A 17326-nucleotide genomic window follows, 5' to 3' on the forward strand; every position below is an offset into this window, starting at 1 on the left:
AGGACCGCATTCAGAGGACTAAACGCGGTGGTTGCGCTCGTAGACCAGCCGGAGGCCAAGGAGCGTCAGATCGGGCGCGTGCTCGGTGATCGTCTCGGACTCGCCGAGTACCAGGGGCGCGAGGCCGCCGGTCGCGATCACCGCGACCGGATCCGCCCCGCCCGGTGAGAGCTCGCGCTTGATCCGCTTCACCAGGCCGTCGACCTGGCCGGCGAAACCGTAGAGGATGCCGGATTGCAGGCATTCCACGGTGTTCTTCCCGATCACCGACCGCGGCGGCACCAGCTCCACCTTCCGCAGCGCCGCGGCACGCGCGGCCAGCGCGTCGACCGAGATCTCGATCCCGGGCGCGAACGCGCCGCCGAGGAACTCGCCCTTGGCGGAGATGGCGTCCACATTGGTCGAAGTCCCGAAATCCACCACCACACAGGCGGTGGACGGGTGCAGGTGATGCGCGGCCAGGGTGTTCACCAGCCGGTCCGCGCCCACCTCCTTGGGGTTGTCGACCAGGAGCGGCACGCCGGTGCGCACTCCCGGCTCGATGACGATCTTCGGCACCCTGGCGTAGTACCGCGAAAGCATGACGCGCAGCTCCCGCAGCACGGCGGGAACCGTGGACAGCGCGCTGATCCCGGTGACCGCGTCCGCGTGCGAACCGAGGAGCCCGCGCATGGTGAGCGCGAGTTCGTCGGCGGTCATCCGCGCGTCGGTGCGCATCCGCCAGTCACCGACCAGGTCGTCTCCCGAGTACAGCCCGAGAACGATGTTGGTGTTGCCGACGTCGATCGTGAGCAGCAAGGACTCAGCTTTCGGCGTGCAGCAGCGCGTCGAGACGGCGGGCGTCGGCGGTTTCGGCGACCGGGAAGGTCATCGTGTCGTCGTCGGCCAGGGTCACGGTGCCGCTCAACAGGCCGGAGCCCTCCGGCGCGTGCCCGGGGTTGGCGCCCTTCTCGACGATCCGGTTGTCCGCGTCGACGAAGACGACGCGCGGCCGGAACGCGGCCGCCTCGGCGTTCTCCATCTGCGCGTACGAAATCAGGATCACCAGATCGCCGGGGTGCACCAGATGCGCCGCGGCGCCGTTGATGCCGAGCACCCCGCTGCCGCGTTCGCCCGCGATCACGTAGGTCTCGAGCCGCGCGCCGTTGGTGACGTCCACAATGGACACCTGTTCGCCCGGCAGCAGATCCGCCGCGTCCATCAGGTCCTCGTCGACGGTCACCGATCCGACGTAGTGGAGATCGGCCTGGGTGACCGTCGCCCTATGGATCTTCGATTTCAGCATCGTGCGGTACATCGTGGACTCTCCCTATTCCCCTGCGTCCGGCGCGTGTTCCGGATGGTCCACGGCCGCGCCGAGCACCACCGGGACGTTGTCGATCAGCCGGGTACTCCCCACCCTGGCCGCGATCAGCAGACGCGCCTCACCGTCGACGGGCGCGGGCCCGAGGTCGGTTCCCCTCAATTCCAGATAATCGACCTCGACCGCGGGTCGCGCGGCGAGGGTCTGCCTGGCGGTCGCCAGCACGGCTTCCGCGCCGTCGCGTCCGACGAAGGCACCCGCGGTGAGCGCCGCCGACAACACGATCGCGTCCTCGCGCTGTTCCGGAGTCAGGTAGACGTTGCGCGAGGACAACGCCAGCCCGTCGCGCTCCCGTACCGTCGGCACCCCGATGACGCGGGTGTCGAAGTTCAGGTCGCGCACCATCTTCTTGATCAGCACCAGCTGCTGGTAGTCCTTCTCCCCGAAGAAGGCGTAATCCGGCCGCACGATGTTGAACAGTTTCGCCACCACGGTGAGCACGCCGGCGAAATGCCCCGGCCGCACCGCGCCTTCCAGCTCGTCGCCGAGCGGGCCGGGGTGCACCGTGACGGTGGCACCTTCGGGATACAGATCCGACGCCTTGGGCAGGAAGCCCAGCTCGACTCCGTCCTCCTTCAGCACTTCGAGGTCCTTGTCCAGCGGACGCGGGTACGCCTCGAAGTCCTCGCCCTCCCCGAACTGCAGGGGGTTCACGAAGATCGACGTCGCGACGACCGTGTTCGGCAGCCGCTTCGCCCGGCGGATCAGCTCGCGGTGACCGGCGTGCAGTGCGCCCATGGTGGGCACCAGCGCGACCTTGCGGCCGACGCCGTGCAGCGCACGCGTCACCTGGCTGACCTGCTCCGGCGGCTGGAAGGTGTGCAGCGTGCCTCGGGCGAATTTCGGTGTGGTCACTGGTTTTGCTGCCCTTCGGCGGGGTCACTGAGGAGTTCGGTGAGCTCGGCGGCTGCCGAGGCGTCCAAGAGCCCGGCGGCGTCGCCGCGCGCCAGCGTGCGCTTGGCCAGCGCGCGATAGCTCGGGGCGATGTCGGGGCCACGTTCGGCCAGCACCGCGAGATGCTTGCGCACGGTGCCGAGATCACCACGGGCCACCGGCCCGGTCAGTGCGCGGTCCCCGTGTCGCAGAACATTATCCAACGCCGCCGACAACAACGGAGCCACCAGGCGTTCGGGCTGGGCGATTCCCGCCTCCCGCAACAGTTCCGCGCAGTCGGCGACCAGCGCCATCAGGTGGTTCGCACCGTGTGCCAACGCCGCGTGATAGAGCGCTCGCGCTTCGTCGGGGACCCGGACGGGCTCCGCGCCCATCTCCACGGTCAACGCCTCGCCGACGTTCCACGCCGCCTCGTCCCCCTCCGCCGCCGTGACGCCGAAACTGCAGGCGGCGAGCCTGTCGAGGTCTTCGGGACGGCCGGTGAAGGTCATCACGGGGTGCAGCGCCAGCGGCAGCGCGCCCGCCTCGGCGGCGGGCGCGAGGACGTCGATGCCGTGCGACCCGGAGGTGTGCACGACGATCTGTCCCGGGCGCAGCGAACCGGTGGCGACGAAACCACGCACCATCCCGGCGAGCGCGTCGTCCGGCAGGGCCAGCAGGACCAGATCGGCGCGGCGGGCGACCTCGTCGGGCGGCAGGAGCGGCACGTCGGGGAGCAGTTGCTCCGCCCGGCGCACCGAAGCGTGGGAAAGGCCCGAAGCGGCGACGACCGTGTGCCCGGCCCTGGTGAGCGCCGCGCCCACGACACTGCCGACACGACCTGCGGAGACAACGCCCACGGCCAGGCGAGCGGGCCTCATCATGGCGTGCGCCAATGGACGCTCATGGTCGAAAACTCCTCAACTCGTTCCAGTCCCGCTCTGCGGTCGCGGGTACCAGACGACGGCGCGAGGGTAACCCTCCGCCCCGGGTCTGACCCGGCGCTCGTGACCAGCTTCACCTGACCGTGGTCACCCGCGCGGCGCGCCGTCGGCGAGCCGGACGGCCTCGGCGCGTGACGTCTTGAGCACCTGCAACAGTTCGCTCTGCCGCTGTTTCGCCTCGTCGGTGAGCTTCGGACCGCGCCGCAGGAACGCGAGCTCGGTCACGCTGGCCTGGTAGCGGCCGACGGCCTTCGCCGCCTCCCGCCCCGACTGCTTCCGGGCCTGTTTCCGCCACGACCGCCGACCGGAGAGGCTGGCCAGCAGCGACACCTCCGACGGGGCGATCCAGCGGGCGTCGACCATCATCGGCAGGGCCGCGGCGACGATCCGCTGCTCGCGGCGCCGCTGCATGACCACCACGGAGAAGACGCCGATGAACAGCGGCACCATGATCAGGAAGTAGACGTTCAGGAAGGTCTTGGCGCCGCCGAGCAGCGCCGCGCCGTTCCACAGCGCGTGCAGCAGCACGGCGACGAGGTAGCCGCCGATCGGCGCCAGGATCCGCAGCGAGCGGACCTTGCTGCTCGCGGCGACCCCGAGTCCGATCCCGGTCATCACGGCGAACAGCGGATGCGTGAACGGCGAGAGCACGCCACGCAGGAAGAACGCCGCGAGCACACCGGCGCTCGTGCCGTCGCCGAAGCCGTGCTCGGCGAACGCGCGGCCGAAGTAGTAGATGTTCTCGGTGAAGGCGAAGCCCGCCGCGGTGAACCCGGCGTAGACGATGCCGTCCACGACGCCGTCGAACTCGCTCGGGCGGCGCCACCACAGCAGCAGGATGAAAACGGCCTTCGCGGCCTCCTCGACCAGCGGCGCGGAGACCAGCCCGCTGATCTTGCCGCCGACGCCCGTACCGAGCAGCAGGTCACCGACGGCCTCGGCGCCGCTGTTGAGCAGCAACGCGATGATCGTCGCGACGCACGCGCCCCAGACGAAGGCCAGCAGCAGGAGCTTCGGCGGTTCCGGCTCCCAGCGGTCCACCCACAGGAACGCGGTGACCACCACGGCGACCGGGACCAGCGCCGCGAGCACACCGATCCCCACCGCGAGCGGGCCCACCTTTTCGGTCACCGTGCCGAAGACGAACAACCCGCACAGCGCGACGGCGATCAACCCGAGCACCGGCAGCAGCACGGTGATCGACCGAGACCGGCGGGGCCGGTCGAGACCGGGCGCCGGGGAGGAAGGCTCGCTCACAGCGGGTCACCCTACCGTCGGTACGGGGTCAGTCTTCGGCGCGCCGCCTGCGCCGCGGAGTGGATTCGTTCGCGCCGTTGGCGGCGAGCAGGTCCATCACCGATCGGCCGGAGGCGTGCGAGCCCGCGTCCGAGGTCTCCGGACGGCTGTGCGACGAGCCGTTGCGGGACGGCGTCTCGTCGTCCGGCTTCGCCCGCCTGCCGCCGTGACGGCCGCCGGTGGACTCGGTGCTCTGCCAAGCCGGGGGCTCCCCGTCCGGGCGACGGCGACGGCCGCCACCGGTGGGCTCCGGGACGTTCGGGGCCGGGGTGATCGAGACCGAGGAGTCCTCGGCGGCCCGGCGACGGCGTCCGCCGCCACCGTTCTGCGCCAGCCGGATCTCTTCGGGCAGGGTCGGGTTGACCGCGGGCGGTTCCTCCGCGGCCGGGGATCCGTGCCGCGACGGCGCCTCGGCCGCCGGACGGCGCACCGGTTCGGGCTCCGGCTGCCGCACGGGCTCGGCCCGGCGAGGCGGCTCGGACACGGCCGGGATCGACGGCGGAGTCGGTGGCTCCGGGTCGCGACGCGATTCCGGCCTCGGCTCGGGGCGCGGTTCCGGACGCGGCTCGGGACGCGACTGCGCGGCCGCGGGCTGGGGCTTGGCGGGCGGCGTGGGCCGCAGCCGGTCCTGGAAGTCGTCCTTCCTGGGGAACGCGGCGCTCAGATCGGAGACCGGGCGCTCCTGCGTCCACGACGGCTTCCATTCGCCGGTGGCCTCCATGGGCTCCGGCGTGGCGGGCTTGTTCGCGGGCGGCGGCGTGCCACCGGCCGGACGCTGCCGCTCGACGGGTTTCATCCCGGGGCGCGTCAGGCCGAGCTCACGGTTCGGCCGGGGACGGTCCGGCTCGACCTTCTTCACCGGCTTCGCCTGCACCGGGGGCTTCACCGGCGGCGTCTGCTTCCGGGTCTGCTCCTCGGGCCGCGTCGCGGGAGGACGCTGCACGGTGCCGGCGTCGAGCCGCTGCTGAAGCGAAGACTGCTGCGTGCGGCGGGGCGGTTCGTTGCGCGGGGGCTCCGGCCGCTGGGGCTGCCGGGCGATGGTCGGCATCGACGGCTGCGAGACCTCGGCGCGCGACACCCCCGGCATCGACGGACGGGACACCTCAGCCGGTGTCACCGGCGGCGGGGTCTTGCGCGGGGCGTCGACCCTCGGCATCGGCCGGGAGACCTCGGCGGGCGACATCCCGGGGTTGGACATCTCGAGCCGCTCGCGGCGAGCGGCTTCGGCGGCGAGCGCCTCGGCCGCCTTCGAAGCACGGGCGTCCGCCTTGCGCATACTGCGGCGAGTCGACTCGTCGACCGGCTTCGGCCGCTGGACCTGATTGCTCTGCCCGTACCCGTTGGTGCCGTTGACCTGGCCGTTCGCCGGTTTGCGGCGAGCCGCGGGCGGCGTGCCCACCCGCGCGGAGGCGGGCTCGAGGACGCGGTCGATCATCTCGGTCGGGCGCTCGCGCTCGCGTTCACGCTCGTCGACGTCGATCGTGGTGCTCTTGGCCGCCATGAGCTGGGGTTTGCCGTTGCCGTTCTCGGACCCCGCGCTCATCAGCTGCTTGTTGTCGAGGGACCGCATCCGGGTGGCCTGCGCGGTGAGCGCGACGCGTTCGAGGAGCACCTCGCCACCGAAGAGCGACTGGAGGCTTTCGCGCAGGGCGCTCACCTCGGCTCTGAGCGCTTCGAGCTCTTCGTGGGAACGGCTCTCGGCAGCCTGCCGGGTCTCCGCCTCGATCTCCAGCTCGAACTCGCGGCGGGCGGCGATCTCGCGTTCCAGCTCCAGCTCGTAGACGGCCTGTGCCTCGGCGACGGCGTCCTCACTCTGCGACACGTGCTTGCGGTAGCGGACCGCGAGGAACGCACCGATCAAGGCGGCCCACAGCGCCGCGACGATGCCCAACCGCAAGTAGCGGAGGTCGTCGGAAAGCACCAATGCGAGAGTCGCGCCGACGGCGAGAACCAAGCCGACGACAAGCCACGGCCTACCCGCAAGGCGGCCGCGCGAGTCGTCACCCACCCCGGTCATGCCCAACACCGTACCTTCTAGTAATCCGAACGAGACCTAGTCGGTACTTCGAGCGGTGGCTCTCGAGCGTTAACCGGTCGGCTCGGGATCGCGCTCCCGATCGCCGCCCTCGGGGGTCCGGCAGCAGTGTTCGAGCCACAAAGCCGCAGCTACCAGCGCCGCCGAGCTGACGATCCCGACCGTCGCCGAGCGGAGATCACCGCTCGCCGCGAGGAGTTCGTCACGTCGCGGAAAAAGATACGCGAAAGCCGCCAGCCACACCCCCGTCATGGCGGATCCGGCGAGCGACGAGGCCTTCGCGAGCGCCACCGATCGGGCGACGGAGATCGCGGAGAGCACGCGGTTGCTCTTGATCCGCGCACGGATGATGAAGGCGAGCACGACCTCGCAGAGCGCGAGGACGAGCAGCGTGATTCCGGCGAAGAGCGGAAGCGCGGGGATGGATCCGTAGGCGACCTGGAAGAGCAGATAGGCCAGGACCACTCCCAGGAGGCCGGCCACCGCCAGCTCGCGTGGCCGGGTGAAGTGCATGGTCCAACGCTACCTGGCAGGCTTGACTCTCCACCAACTGGAGAGTCGACGATGAGGCATATGGGCACCGCAGCGGTTTTCACCATCGGGGAGCTGGCCAAACGGACCGGCCTGCCGGTGAAGACCATCCGCTTCTACTCCGACGAAGGGCTCCTGCCCCCGACCGACCGCACCGATTCGGGCTACCGCCTCTACGACGCCACCGCGATGGCGCGGCTGGAGCTGGTCCGGACGCTGCGGGAACTCGGGCTGGGCCTCGCGGACGTGGAGCGGGCGCTGACCAGGGAAGCGACCATCGGGGACCTCGCGGTCCAGCACGTCGCCGCCCTGGACGAGCAGATCCGGCGGCTGGAACTGCGCCGCGCGGTCCTGCGAGCGGTGGCCAAACGGGACTCACCACTGGAGGAGGTCGAACTGATGAACAAACTCGCGTCGATGTCGGACGAAGACCGCAAACGTTTGCTCGACGAGTTCTGGGCGGACATGGTCGAAGGGCTCGAGCTGGATCCGGAGTTCTACGAGCGGATGCGCTCGGCGAAACCGGAACTGCCCGACGACCCGACGCCCGAGCAGCTGGAGGCGTGGATCGAGTTCGCCGAACTCGTGCAGGACGAGGAGTTTCGCGCGTCCATCCGCCGGATGAGCGAGTGGCACTCGCAGCTCCGGAAGGAGGACGGCGCGGACTTCGGCGCGAAGCAGCAGGAGCTGTGGACGGCGTGGAGCGCGAAGGCGACCGAAGCGCTCGAAGCCGGCCTCGCGCCGGACTCGCCCGAAGGCCGGGAACTGGCGGAGACGATCTTCACGCAGTCTTCGCGCAACGGCCGCGACCCGCGCGACCCGGCCTGGCGGAAGCGGCTGACCGACGGGATGGCGATCAGCATGGATCCGCGGGCCGAGCGGTACTGGCTCCTGCTGGGGAAGATGAACGGCTGGCCGTCGTTCCCGTCACAGATGCGGCAGGCCGAGTGGATCGTCGCCGCCCTGCGCTCCGCGCTGGGCTAACGCATTTAGTCCTCTGAATGCGCTGGCTACCACCCGCGTTTAGTCCTCTGGATGCGGTGGTTGGTATCGCGAACTACCGCATTCAGAGGACGAAATGCGTGAGGCTGACGGAGTCGCGGTCCGAGGCGGGGCGGGCGGCGAGGAGGTCGGCGACGGGACCGTGGCCGGGGAGCACCGCGTCGGGCTCGATCTCCAGCCAGGGGATCAGCACGCTCGCGCGCTCCGGCGTGCCGGGATGCGGCAACACCAACTGGGGGTCGTCGGAGCGCACCCCGTCCACGGTCACTATGTCGACATCCAGCGTGCGCGGACCCCACCGGAGTTCGCGCACGCGCTCCGCCGCCTGCTCGGCGGCCTGCCCGGTGCGCAGCCAGTCCCAGTGATCGCGCGCCGGGTCGTCGACCAGGACGACGGCGTTGAGGAAGTCCGGCTGGTCCTCGACGCCCCAAGCCTTGGTCTCGTACACCGACGACACCGCGACGACCGCGGGCCGGACCGCGTCGACGGCGGACCGGAGGTACGCGAGCCGGTCACCCAGGTTGGAGCCGAGCGAAAGCAGCGCGCGGCTCATCGTTCGCGTCGCACCGTGACGGCGACGTCGTCGAAGTTCAGCGGGATCGGCGCGGACGGCTTGTGCACCGTCACCTCGACGGCGGTCAGCCGCTCGTCGCGCAATACCTCGTCGGCGATCTTCCCGGCGACACTCTCGATGAGGTCGTACGGCTCGCCCGCCACGATCCCGGCGGCGAGCTCCGCGAGTTCGCCGTAGTGCAGCGTCTTGGTCAGGTCGTCGGACGCGGCGGCCGGGCCGAGGTCCAGCCACACCACGATGTCGACGACGAACTCCTGCCCGTCCCGCTTCTCGTGGTCGAAGACCCCGTGCCTGCCGAAGACCCTCAATCCGGTCAACGTGATCCGGTCAGACAACAGGACTCCCCTTCCGCCAAGCCGCCGCGACGGTCACGGCGTCGATACTCGCGCCGACCTCGTGCACCCGCACACCCCAGGCTCCGGCCGCCGCGGCGAGCGCGGACACGGCCGCGGTCGCGTTCTCGCGACCGTCCGGCGGGGCGGGCTTTCCGTCCTTTCCGGACAACAAGCGCCCGAGGAACCGTTTGCGCGACGCGCCGACGAGGACCGGGAAACCCAGTGACAGGAAGGAATCCAGACCGTTCAACAACGCCCAGTCGTGCTCGGCGTTCTTCGCGAAACCCAGCCCGGGGTCGAGCACGATCGCGCCGTGGTCGACACCCGCGGCGAGTGCTTCGTCCACTCGGGACAGCAACTCGACACGCACGTCCGCGACGACGTCCTCATAGGACGCCAGCGCGTTCATGTCCTTGCTGTGCCCGCGCCAATGCATCAGCACATACGGGACACCGGTCTCGGCGGCGACCTTCGCCATGTTCGGATCGGCCAGCCCACCGGAGACGTCGTTGATCACGGAAGCGCCCGCCTCGACCGCGGCGAGGGCGACCTCGGCGCGGGTGGTGTCCACGGACATCGCGACACCGTCGGCGGCGAGCGTGCGGATCACCGGCATGATCCGGGAAATCTCGGTCCCGGCGTCCACCCGGGACGCTCCCGGCCGCGTCGACTCCCCGCCGACGTCGATCAGATCCGCGCCGCGCGCCCACATCTCGTGCGCGTGCTCCAGTGCCTGATCGACGCCGAGGTAGCGGCCACCGTCCGAAAAGGAATCCGGGGTGACGTTCAGGATGCCCATCACCGCACACCGGCCGGGCCGGGGCAGGGCGGTCATCGACGGCCCTTGATCAGGTCCAGCGCCTCCGCCCGCGAGGACGCCGAAGACTGCAGCAGCCCGCGCACGGCGGACGTCGTCGTCCTGGCGCCGGGTTTACGGATCCCGCGCATAGCCATGCAGAGATGCTCGGCCTCGACCACGACGATCGCGCCGCGGGGTTCGAGTTTGCGCATGAGCGCGTCGGCGACCTGGGAGGTGAGCCGCTCCTGGACCTGCGGGCGCTTGGCGTAGAGGTCGACGAGGCGGGCCAGTTTGGACAGGCCGGTGACCTTGCCGTGCTCGTTGGGGATGTACCCGATATGAGCGACGCCGTGGAATGAGAGCAAATGATGTTCACAGGTGCTGAACATCGGGATGTCCGTCACGAGCACGAGTTCTTCGTGGGCCTCGTCGAACGTGCGGTCCAGGACGTGGTCCGGTTCGGTGTAGAGACCGGCGAACATTTCCCGGTAAGCGCGAGCGACCCGGGCCGGGGTCTCCAAGAGACCGTCCCGGTCCGGGTCCTCACCACAGGCGAGCAGGAGTTCGCGTACGGCTTTCTCGGCCCGGTCCTGGTCGAAGACCGGGCTTGCGCCGTTACCGCTTGGTGTCGTCCTGTCCGTCGTCACGCCGTTGCTGTCCTTCGTCCTGCTGACCGCCGGGCTGGTCAGCGAACCAGCCGTCGCGCGGGCGGTCTTCGGCGGGACGCCAGGGCTGGTTCGGCTGGCCGCCCGGCTGCGTGGCCGGGGTCCATCCGGGAGGAGCCCCATAGTTCGGCGGGCCGCCTACGGGCCCACCCTGGTAACCGCCTGCCGGTCCGCCCGGCTGCTGCCCACCATATGCCTGGGGCCAGTGACCGGTGCCGTTCGGCCCGCCGTTGGGGCGACCGCCGTTGGGGTAGGCGCCCGGCGGCGGAGGGGCGTACGGGTTGGCGTTCGGGTCCGGCGGCGGGGCCGGCTGCGGGTACGGCGGGCCGCCGGGAAGGTCGCCGCCACCCTGCGCGGTGCCGACCGGGGTCGGCGCCGGCTGCAGCACGGGCTGCTCCTTCTTCTCCTCCGGCGGGGGCCACGGCTCGCCGCGCTCCATGGCCAGCTCGCCGGGGGTCTTGATCGGCGGCTTGTCGGACGGCTTGCGGTCGCCGAACTCGTTGAAGATGGTGATGTGCGGGCGCTTCTCGACGGTCGCGAAGATCCGCTCGAGGTCCTTGCGGGTCAGCGTCTCCTTCTCGAGGAGCTCGATGACCAGCTCGTCCAGCACGTCGCGGTAGGTGCTCAGCACGTGCCACGCCTCGGTGTGCGCGGTCTCGATGAGCTTGCGCACCTCCTCGTCGATCTCGTGCGCGACCTCCAGCGAGTAGTCCGCCTGGCGGCCCGCCGAGCGGCCGAGGAACGGGTCGCCCTGTTCCTGGCCGTACTTGACGGCGCCGAGCCGGGCGCTCATGCCGTATTCGGTGACCATCGCGCGGGCGATCTTCGTCGCCTGCTCGATGTCGGAGGAGGCACCGGTGGTGGGCTCGTGGAAGACGAGCTCCTCCGCCGTCCGGCCGCCCATCGCGAAGACCAGGCGCCCGATCATCTCCGAACGGGTCATCAACTCCTTGTCGTCCTCCGGGACGAGCAGGGCGTGCCCGCCGGTGCGCCCACGCGGCAGGATCGTCAGCTTGTAGACCGGTTCGATGTCCGGCATCGCCCACGCGGCGAGCGCGTGCCCGCCCTCGTGGTAGGCCGTGATCTTCTTCTCCTTCTCGGAGATGATCCGGCTCTTGCGGGCGGGCCCGCCGACGACGCGGTCGACGGACTCCTCCAGCGCGGCGTCGGTGATCACGTGCCCGTTCTGGCGGGCGGTGAGCAGGGCGGCCTCGTTGAGCACGTTCGCCAGGTCGGCGCCGGACATGCCGACGGTCCGCTTGGCGAGGCTGCTCAGGTCGGTGCCCTGCGCGATCGGCTTGCCCTTGGCGTGCACCTCGAGGATCGCCTTGCGGCCGCGCATGTCCGGCGCGGACACCGGGATCTGGCGGTCGAAGCGACCGGGGCGCAGGAGCGCCGGGTCGAGGATGTCGGGACGGTTGGTCGCGGCGATCAGGATGATGCCGCCGCGCGCGTCGAAGCCGTCCATCTCGACGAGGAGCTGGTTGAGCGTCTGCTCACGTTCGTCGTGGCCGCCGCCGAGGCCGGCGCCGCGCTGGCGGCCGACCGCGTCGATCTCGTCGACGAAGATGATGCAGGGCGCGTTCTGCTTGGCCTGCTCGAACAGGTCGCGGACCCGCGAGGCGCCGACACCGACGAACATCTCGACGAAGTCGGAACCGGAGATCGTGTAGAACGGCACGCCCGCCTCGCCGGCGACGGCGCGCGCGAGCAGCGTCTTACCGGTACCGGGCGGCCCGTAGAGCAGCACGCCCTTGGGGATCTTCGCGCCGAGCGCCTGGTAGCGCGCCGGGTTCTGCAGGAAGTCCTTGATCTCGTACAGCTCTTCGACGGCCTCGTCGGCGCCCGCGACGTCCCCGAAGGTCGTCTTGGGCATGTCCTTGTTGAGCTGTTTGGCCTTCGACTTGCCGAAGTTGAGGACGCGGTTCCCGCCGCCCTGGGCGTTGTTCATCATCCACATCAGCAGGCCCAGCACCAGCGCCAGCGGGATGGCGAAGATCAGGATCTGGGTGAGGACGTTCTGCTGGGTGACCTTGGTGGTGAACTTGACCGGGTTGTCACCGCTCTTGAGGCCGATGAGCTGGCCGTAGATGGTGCCCGCGACGTTCGCCGGGTACTGCGCGATGATCTGGTCGACCTGCTGGCCGTCGACCTCGATCTTCTTGTTCAGCAGCAGCTTGATCTGCTGCTCCTTGTCCTCTTGCGAGGCTTCCTTGACGTTGTTCGCGGTGATCTGCTGGTTCGCGATCGAGATCGGCACCTGGGTGTAGCCACGATCACTGTCGAAGATCGTGTTGTATGCGAGAAACGCCAGTACCGCCGCGAGAATCCAGAGCACTGGGTTCCTGAGCACGCTCTTCCGGTTCATACGACTCGGCCCTGGTGGCCTCGACCCTTCCTGGTTGGGCGGCTCCTGTGATACCCGCCATCACGATCTTGACGACCCATGGTGCTCCGACACCCGCCCCTCAGGATACCGCCCGCCTGGACGGATGAGGGTGGTGAGCCTCTCGGACGTAAACGGCGGACGCCTCGCGAGGGTTCCCGGAGCGGGCTCTCACCGTGTGTCGACCGCCACACCGGCGGCCATTTCACCCAGCCGCATGCGGAGTGTCTTGACGTCCGCGGGTGAGACGGTGACCCATTCGCGGCCGTCCGGACCGGCCTGTGACGTGCTGAGATAGCGGCCGCTGGCGGTGTCGAACCAGCCGAGGACGCGGGACCGCTGCTTGGCGCCGACGTGGGACCGGCTGTTCGCTGCGAGCTGACCGCCGCGGAGCCTCGGCTGGCCGGTGAGCTTGCCGAACGCCTCGCGCGGGTCCGCGGTGATGCGTTCGCTGAGCGAGACGCGCGGCTTGTCCTTGCGGCGGGACTTCGCCGCTTCGGGCTCTTCGGACTGCTTCGTCGCGTTGATGGCGGCGCGGATCGGCTCGGTGCGGCGGGCGTCGTCGATCGGCAGCGTGATGGACGCCTCCGAACCGCGCTGCCCCGGGGGCAGCAGGTCGACGACCGCGGTCGGGAGCCCGTCGGCGGGTGCCTCACGCAGCCAGATCCCGGACTGGTCCTGGATCGCGATCACCGCGTCGCGGCCGTCGGTGGCGCCGAGCACGGCGATCGTCGGGGCCTGGAAATCGGGGATGTGCAGCGCGTCGATGGTCAGCGAACCGCGGGCGAGGAGGTACAGCCAGTCCTCGATCTTCCGGTCCAGCCTGCCCCGGCCGTCGCGGATGCCGCGGGCCTGGAGTTCGTTGTCGACGCGCTGGCGCAGCGCCCGCCGTTCGAGCTCGGTCGCGCCGTGCGACCGGACGCGCAGCGGGTACGGCAGGTCGCCGAGCTCGGCGGACTCCCAGAGGAAGTCGAACGCCATCGGCGTGAAATGTTCCTGGTGCATTGCTCCGTGCCCTCCCGGCACCTCGGCTTCTGGGCCTCGGGACGCCCAGCGGGTTCACGATAGCGAAGGGGTACGACAGTCGTCGTCCGGATGCGCTAAGTGCCCGGGTTGCCAAATGTCATGAAAGGGTCGTTCAGGACGAAAAATGTCAGGAACGACCCTTTCATGACATTTCGAAGAGGGGTCAGCGCGCGAGAGAAGCGTCGGAAGCGATCTTCCCCAGCATCTCCGTGAGCCGGTGCCGCAACGTCGCCGGATCCGCGGGCGCGATGGTGATCCAGTCCCGGCCGTCGGCACCGCGGGTGGCCTGGGTGAAGTACCGGCCGGACTGCGTGTCGAACCAGCTCAGCACCGAAGACCGGCTCCGCGTGCCGTGTTTGCTGCGCGCGTTCGCGCCGAACTGGCCACCGCGTAGCCGCGGCTGGGCCTGGAGCCTCGACAGGGCCTTGCGGTCCTCGTCGGACGTCGCCGTGCCGTCGATCTGCGGCTGGCGACGCTGGAGGAAGTCCGCCCCCGAAGCGCCGACGAGCCCGTCCAGCGGGAGGGTGATCGACTTCTCCGTGCCGCGGGTCCCCGGCGGCAGGAGGGAGACGATCGCGCTCGCGAGGCCGTCCGGGGCGATGGGGTGGAAGTGGAAACCGCGCGGGTCCTGCACCGTCAGCAGGCCTTGGCCGCCGAGCAGGGACGCGACCGCGAGCAGCGGTTCGGTGTTGGGATTGTTGAGCTGGACGCAGTCCAGGCTCAGGTCCGGCCTCGCGAGGACACCGAAGTAGTCCTCGATATGCGGCTCGGGGCGTCCGCGCTCGTCGGCGAGGCGGCGCTGGTTCAGCGACTGGAGCGTCTGCGTGCGCAGGGCGCCGCGCTCGTCCATGGTCGCCCCGTGCGAGCGGAGCCGTAGCGGGTACGGCAGCTCTCCGGCGTTCGCGCCCTCCCAGAGGAAGTCCAGCTCGACCGGGGTGAGCAGTTCACCGTTCGCCATCTTCGGCCCCCAAACAAGTCAGCGGGCGCGCGGCCGATCGGCCGCGCGCCCGGTGAAAACCGTTCTAGCGTTCGTCGTCTTCGGTCCAGGCGCCGATGACCGGCGGCGGGGTCGCCTCGTTGGCGCCGAAGGCGTCGTCCGGGTCCGGCTCGATGAGGAACGACGCGTGCGTGTGCTCCTCCTCCTGCTCGGCCTGCGCGCCGTGGGCGCCCATGCCCATGCCGCCCATGCCCTGCATCGGCGGGGTGGCGCCGCCACCGATGGTGCCGCTGGAGGACACGATGCCCTGCTGCGGCACGGCCTGGGACGCCGCGCTCTGCGCGGGCCCGCCCTTCTCGGTGGCCGCGGCGTCGGTGCTGTCGGTGTCCTTGGCGCCGGACTTGTTGCCCTGTCCGAGCGCCTTGGCACCGGCGTAGCCGAGAGCGCCGCCGAGCCCGGCCGCGGTGAGGGCCTGGCCGAGTCCGTTGCCGCCGCTCGCCGGGGCGTGCGGGGTCATCGGGGCACCCGCGCCGGAGGCGACGCCGGCGCCCGGCGCGACACCGGAGGCCGGGACGTTCGCGGCGGGGTTGTAGCCGGCCTGCGAGAACACACCCGAGTCCGGACCGGCGTGGATCGGAGCCGCGCCGCTGCCGTGCGCGCCGCCGTAGCCGTGCGTACCGGCGAAGACGGGGGTGCCGGAGACGGCGCCGGAGTTGAGGCCACCGCCGCCGATGTTGCCGACCCCGCTGAACGAAGCGCTGTTGTGCGTGGCGGTCGGCTTCATGCCGAGGGATTCGGGGCCGAAGCTCGGGGTCGAGCTGTCGACCTCGCTCATCTCCTTGGTGTAGGCCTCGAGGAACCTGGCCTGCTCCGCCCGCACTTCCTTGTCCTGGTCGGCGAGGGGCTTCTGGTCGGTGATCATGCCGACCGGGCCCGCCGCCAGCGCCTGGCCCATGGCCTTCTCGGGGCTGTAGTCGGTCGGCTTCGGCATGAGCTTGACCTTGGTGGCGGCGTCGGCCTGCTTCTGCAGCCGGTCCGACATCGTGTGCGCGGCCTCGGAGGCCTGCGAGCCCGAGTTCGCGATGGCGACGAGCGAACCCTGCGCGGCCGCCGCGCCCTGCCCGATCCAGGCGGAGCCCAGTTCGGAGATCGCGTTGTAGAGGTCGTTCGACGCCTGGCTCAGCTTGCTGCCGTGCGAGCTCCAGGACTGGCTGATCGCGGTCGCGGTGCTGGGGTCGTTGCCGAGGTTGGCCTGGTTCCACAGGTCCTGGCTGCTCGGGGCGCTTTCCCAGTTCGGCGGGTTGGTGATGGCGCGGTCCGCGCCGATGTCGAACCCGTCGGAACGGCCGCGCGCGGACGACACGATGTTCGCGGCTTCGGTGTTGTCGCCGAGCTGGACCGGCGCGCCGCTGGTGTTGCTCTCGCCGTAAGAGTCGGCGCTGTGCTTCGGTGGCATGGCTTTCTGACTCCCCCTCAGACGTTCCGGAACGGCTCGGCCGCGGCCTGGTCGATCTCGTGGTAACGGGCCATCGCGGTGACGATGCCGGCCTCGGCCGCCTCGTACTGCTGGTAAAGGTTCTGGAGGGCGGCGGTGTAGGAGTCCCCGCCGCCGTCGGCCCGGTTCGCGACCTTCGCCGCGATCGCGTTGCCGACCGGGTTGTTGCCCAGCTTCGGCGCCTGCCCGAGGTCGCCGGCGCTGTGGAGCAGCGCTTCGACGGCGTCCTTGCCGGTGCGGATCTTGTTCAGTGCGGTCTGGGCCGCGTCCGGGTCGATCCCGACCTGCCCCTGAGCCGCGGCGTTCTTGAACGCGTTCGCGTCCGCCAGGCTGCTGTTCCCCATCTGAGCTCTCTCCGTTTCCCCCGGGCCAGGCCACGACGGCTTCGTGGCAAAGGTCTTCGCATAGGTTAACGCACTTGATCGCAGCCTATGACGCGTTCTCCGCGCTCAGGGTTCCGCATTTCCCCGCGAACGGGCAAGCGGTTCTCAGGACGTGTAAACGTGCGGATCCAGGGTGCCGATGTAGGGCAGGTCCCGGTAACGCTCCGCGTAGTCCAGGCCGTATCCGACTACGAATTCGTTGGGGATGTCGAACCCGATGTACTTGACCGGTACGTCGACCTTGACCGCCTCCGGCTTGCGCAGGAGCGAGACGACCTCCAGCGACGCCGGGTTCCGGCTCGCGAGGTTCTTCAGGAGCCAGGACAGGGTCAGCCCGGAGTCGACGATGTCCTCGACGATGAGCACGTCGCGGCCGGCGATGTCGCGGTCGAGGTCCTTGAGGATCCGCACCACGCCGGACGACGAAGTCGCCGAGCCGTAGGAGGAGACCGCCATGAACTCGAGCTGGGAGGGAAGAGGGAGAGCCCTGGCGAAGTCGGTCATGAACATCACCGCGCCCTTGAGCACGCCGACGAGCAGGAGGTCTCCCTGCCCGGAGCCGGGGCCGTCGGCCGGGTAGTCCGCGGCGACCTGTGCGGCCAGCTCGGCGATCTTGTCGTTGATCTGCTGCTCGGTGACGAGCACGGAGGCGATCTCGCCTTCGTACACAGGACGTTCCCCT

Annotated in this window: 18 protein-coding genes; 1 reads left to right on the top strand and 17 read right to left on the bottom strand. The window is 70.1% G+C overall.

Annotation, left to right across the window (positions count from 1 at the left end):
• Positions 1-18 precede the first annotated feature (18 nt).
• From AB8M46_RS08550 to AB8M46_RS08580, 7 genes are all read right to left on the bottom strand, one after another.
• Positions 19-798 carry a type III pantothenate kinase gene (locus AB8M46_RS08550; RefSeq protein ID WP_394360008.1) on the bottom strand — a complete coding sequence of 260 codons (780 nt, stop codon included), beginning with the start codon at positions 796-798 and terminating at the stop codon, positions 19-21.
• Between the two features lie 4 nt (positions 799-802).
• Positions 803-1297 (bottom strand): aspartate 1-decarboxylase, encoded by a 495-nt coding sequence (gene panD, locus AB8M46_RS08555; protein ID WP_016337767.1) that lies wholly within the window; start codon positions 1295-1297, stop codon positions 803-805.
• Between the two features lie 12 nt (positions 1298-1309).
• A complete protein-coding gene (gene panC / locus AB8M46_RS08560; protein ID WP_037335229.1) occupies positions 1310-2218 on the bottom strand; it encodes a pantoate--beta-alanine ligase in 909 nt (302 codons plus the stop codon).
• Positions 2215-3132 carry a Rossmann-like and DUF2520 domain-containing protein gene (locus AB8M46_RS08565; RefSeq protein WP_394360009.1) on the bottom strand — a complete coding sequence of 306 codons (918 nt, stop codon included), beginning with the start codon at positions 3130-3132 and terminating at the stop codon, positions 2215-2217. The genes panC and AB8M46_RS08565 overlap by 4 nt, the downstream gene beginning before the upstream one ends.
• Before the next feature lie 135 nt (positions 3133-3267).
• Entirely contained in the window at positions 3268-4437 is a 1170-nt protein-coding gene (locus AB8M46_RS08570) for a PrsW family intramembrane metalloprotease (protein ID WP_081975729.1), read from the bottom strand.
• A 28-nt stretch (positions 4438-4465) separates the two neighbouring features.
• A complete protein-coding gene (locus AB8M46_RS08575) occupies positions 4466-6493 on the bottom strand; it encodes a DUF6779 domain-containing protein (protein WP_394360010.1) in 2028 nt (675 codons plus the stop codon).
• 69 nt (positions 6494-6562) lie between these two features.
• The gene (locus AB8M46_RS08580; RefSeq protein ID WP_037335223.1) at positions 6563-7024 is read right to left on the bottom strand and encodes a DUF3180 domain-containing protein; all 462 of its coding nucleotides are present in this window, start codon (positions 7022-7024) and stop codon (positions 6563-6565) included.
• A 60-nt stretch (positions 7025-7084) separates the two neighbouring features.
• Between AB8M46_RS08580 and AB8M46_RS08585 the strand changes: the two genes are divergently transcribed.
• Positions 7085-8026, top strand: coding sequence for a MerR family transcriptional regulator (locus tag AB8M46_RS08585; protein ID WP_394360011.1), 942 nt, complete (start codon positions 7085-7087; stop codon positions 8024-8026).
• An 82-nt stretch (positions 8027-8108) separates the two neighbouring features.
• On the opposite strand, the gene folK is transcribed toward AB8M46_RS08585, so the two are convergent.
• From folK to hpt, 10 genes are all read right to left on the bottom strand, one after another.
• Positions 8109-8597: a 2-amino-4-hydroxy-6-hydroxymethyldihydropteridine diphosphokinase gene (gene folK / locus AB8M46_RS08590; RefSeq protein ID WP_394360012.1), complete on the bottom strand. Its 489-nt coding sequence runs from the start codon at positions 8595-8597 to the stop codon at positions 8109-8111.
• Complete coding sequence (folB, locus tag AB8M46_RS08595) at positions 8594-8953, bottom strand: dihydroneopterin aldolase (RefSeq protein WP_020632060.1); 360 nt, start codon at positions 8951-8953, stop codon at positions 8594-8596. Before folB ends, folK begins: the two co-directional genes overlap by 4 nt.
• Positions 8946-9788: a dihydropteroate synthase gene (gene folP / locus AB8M46_RS08600; RefSeq protein WP_394360013.1), complete on the bottom strand. Its 843-nt coding sequence runs from the start codon at positions 9786-9788 to the stop codon at positions 8946-8948. Before folP ends, folB begins: the two co-directional genes overlap by 8 nt.
• Entirely contained in the window at positions 9785-10399 is a 615-nt protein-coding gene (gene folE / locus AB8M46_RS08605) for a GTP cyclohydrolase I FolE (RefSeq protein ID WP_360964106.1), read from the bottom strand. Before folE ends, folP begins: the two co-directional genes overlap by 4 nt.
• Positions 10368-12785, bottom strand: a complete 2418-nt coding sequence (gene ftsH / locus AB8M46_RS08610) for an ATP-dependent zinc metalloprotease FtsH (RefSeq protein ID WP_378425045.1) — start codon at positions 12783-12785, stop codon at positions 10368-10370. Before ftsH ends, folE begins: the two co-directional genes overlap by 32 nt.
• A 189-nt stretch (positions 12786-12974) precedes the next feature.
• A complete protein-coding gene (locus tag AB8M46_RS08615) occupies positions 12975-13808 on the bottom strand; it encodes an ESX secretion-associated protein EspG (protein WP_037335212.1) in 834 nt (277 codons plus the stop codon).
• A gap of 184 nt (positions 13809-13992) precedes the next feature.
• Positions 13993-14787 carry an ESX secretion-associated protein EspG gene (locus AB8M46_RS08620; protein ID WP_037335209.1) on the bottom strand — a complete coding sequence of 265 codons (795 nt, stop codon included), beginning with the start codon at positions 14785-14787 and terminating at the stop codon, positions 13993-13995.
• Positions 14788-14851: 64 nt separating this feature from the next.
• A complete protein-coding gene (locus AB8M46_RS08625) occupies positions 14852-16222 on the bottom strand; it encodes a WXG100 family type VII secretion target (protein WP_125733202.1) in 1371 nt (456 codons plus the stop codon).
• Between the two features lie 17 nt (positions 16223-16239).
• Positions 16240-16605: a hypothetical protein gene (locus AB8M46_RS08630; RefSeq protein WP_037335204.1), complete on the bottom strand. Its 366-nt coding sequence runs from the start codon at positions 16603-16605 to the stop codon at positions 16240-16242.
• 144 nt (positions 16606-16749) lie between these two features.
• Positions 16750-17313: a hypoxanthine phosphoribosyltransferase gene (gene hpt, locus AB8M46_RS08635; RefSeq protein ID WP_016337783.1), complete on the bottom strand. Its 564-nt coding sequence runs from the start codon at positions 17311-17313 to the stop codon at positions 16750-16752.
• Positions 17314-17326 lie beyond the last annotated feature (13 nt).

This window comes from Amycolatopsis sp. SB7-3, from assembly GCF_041021335.1.
GTDB lineage: Bacteria > Actinomycetota > Actinomycetes > Mycobacteriales > Pseudonocardiaceae > Amycolatopsis > Amycolatopsis japonica.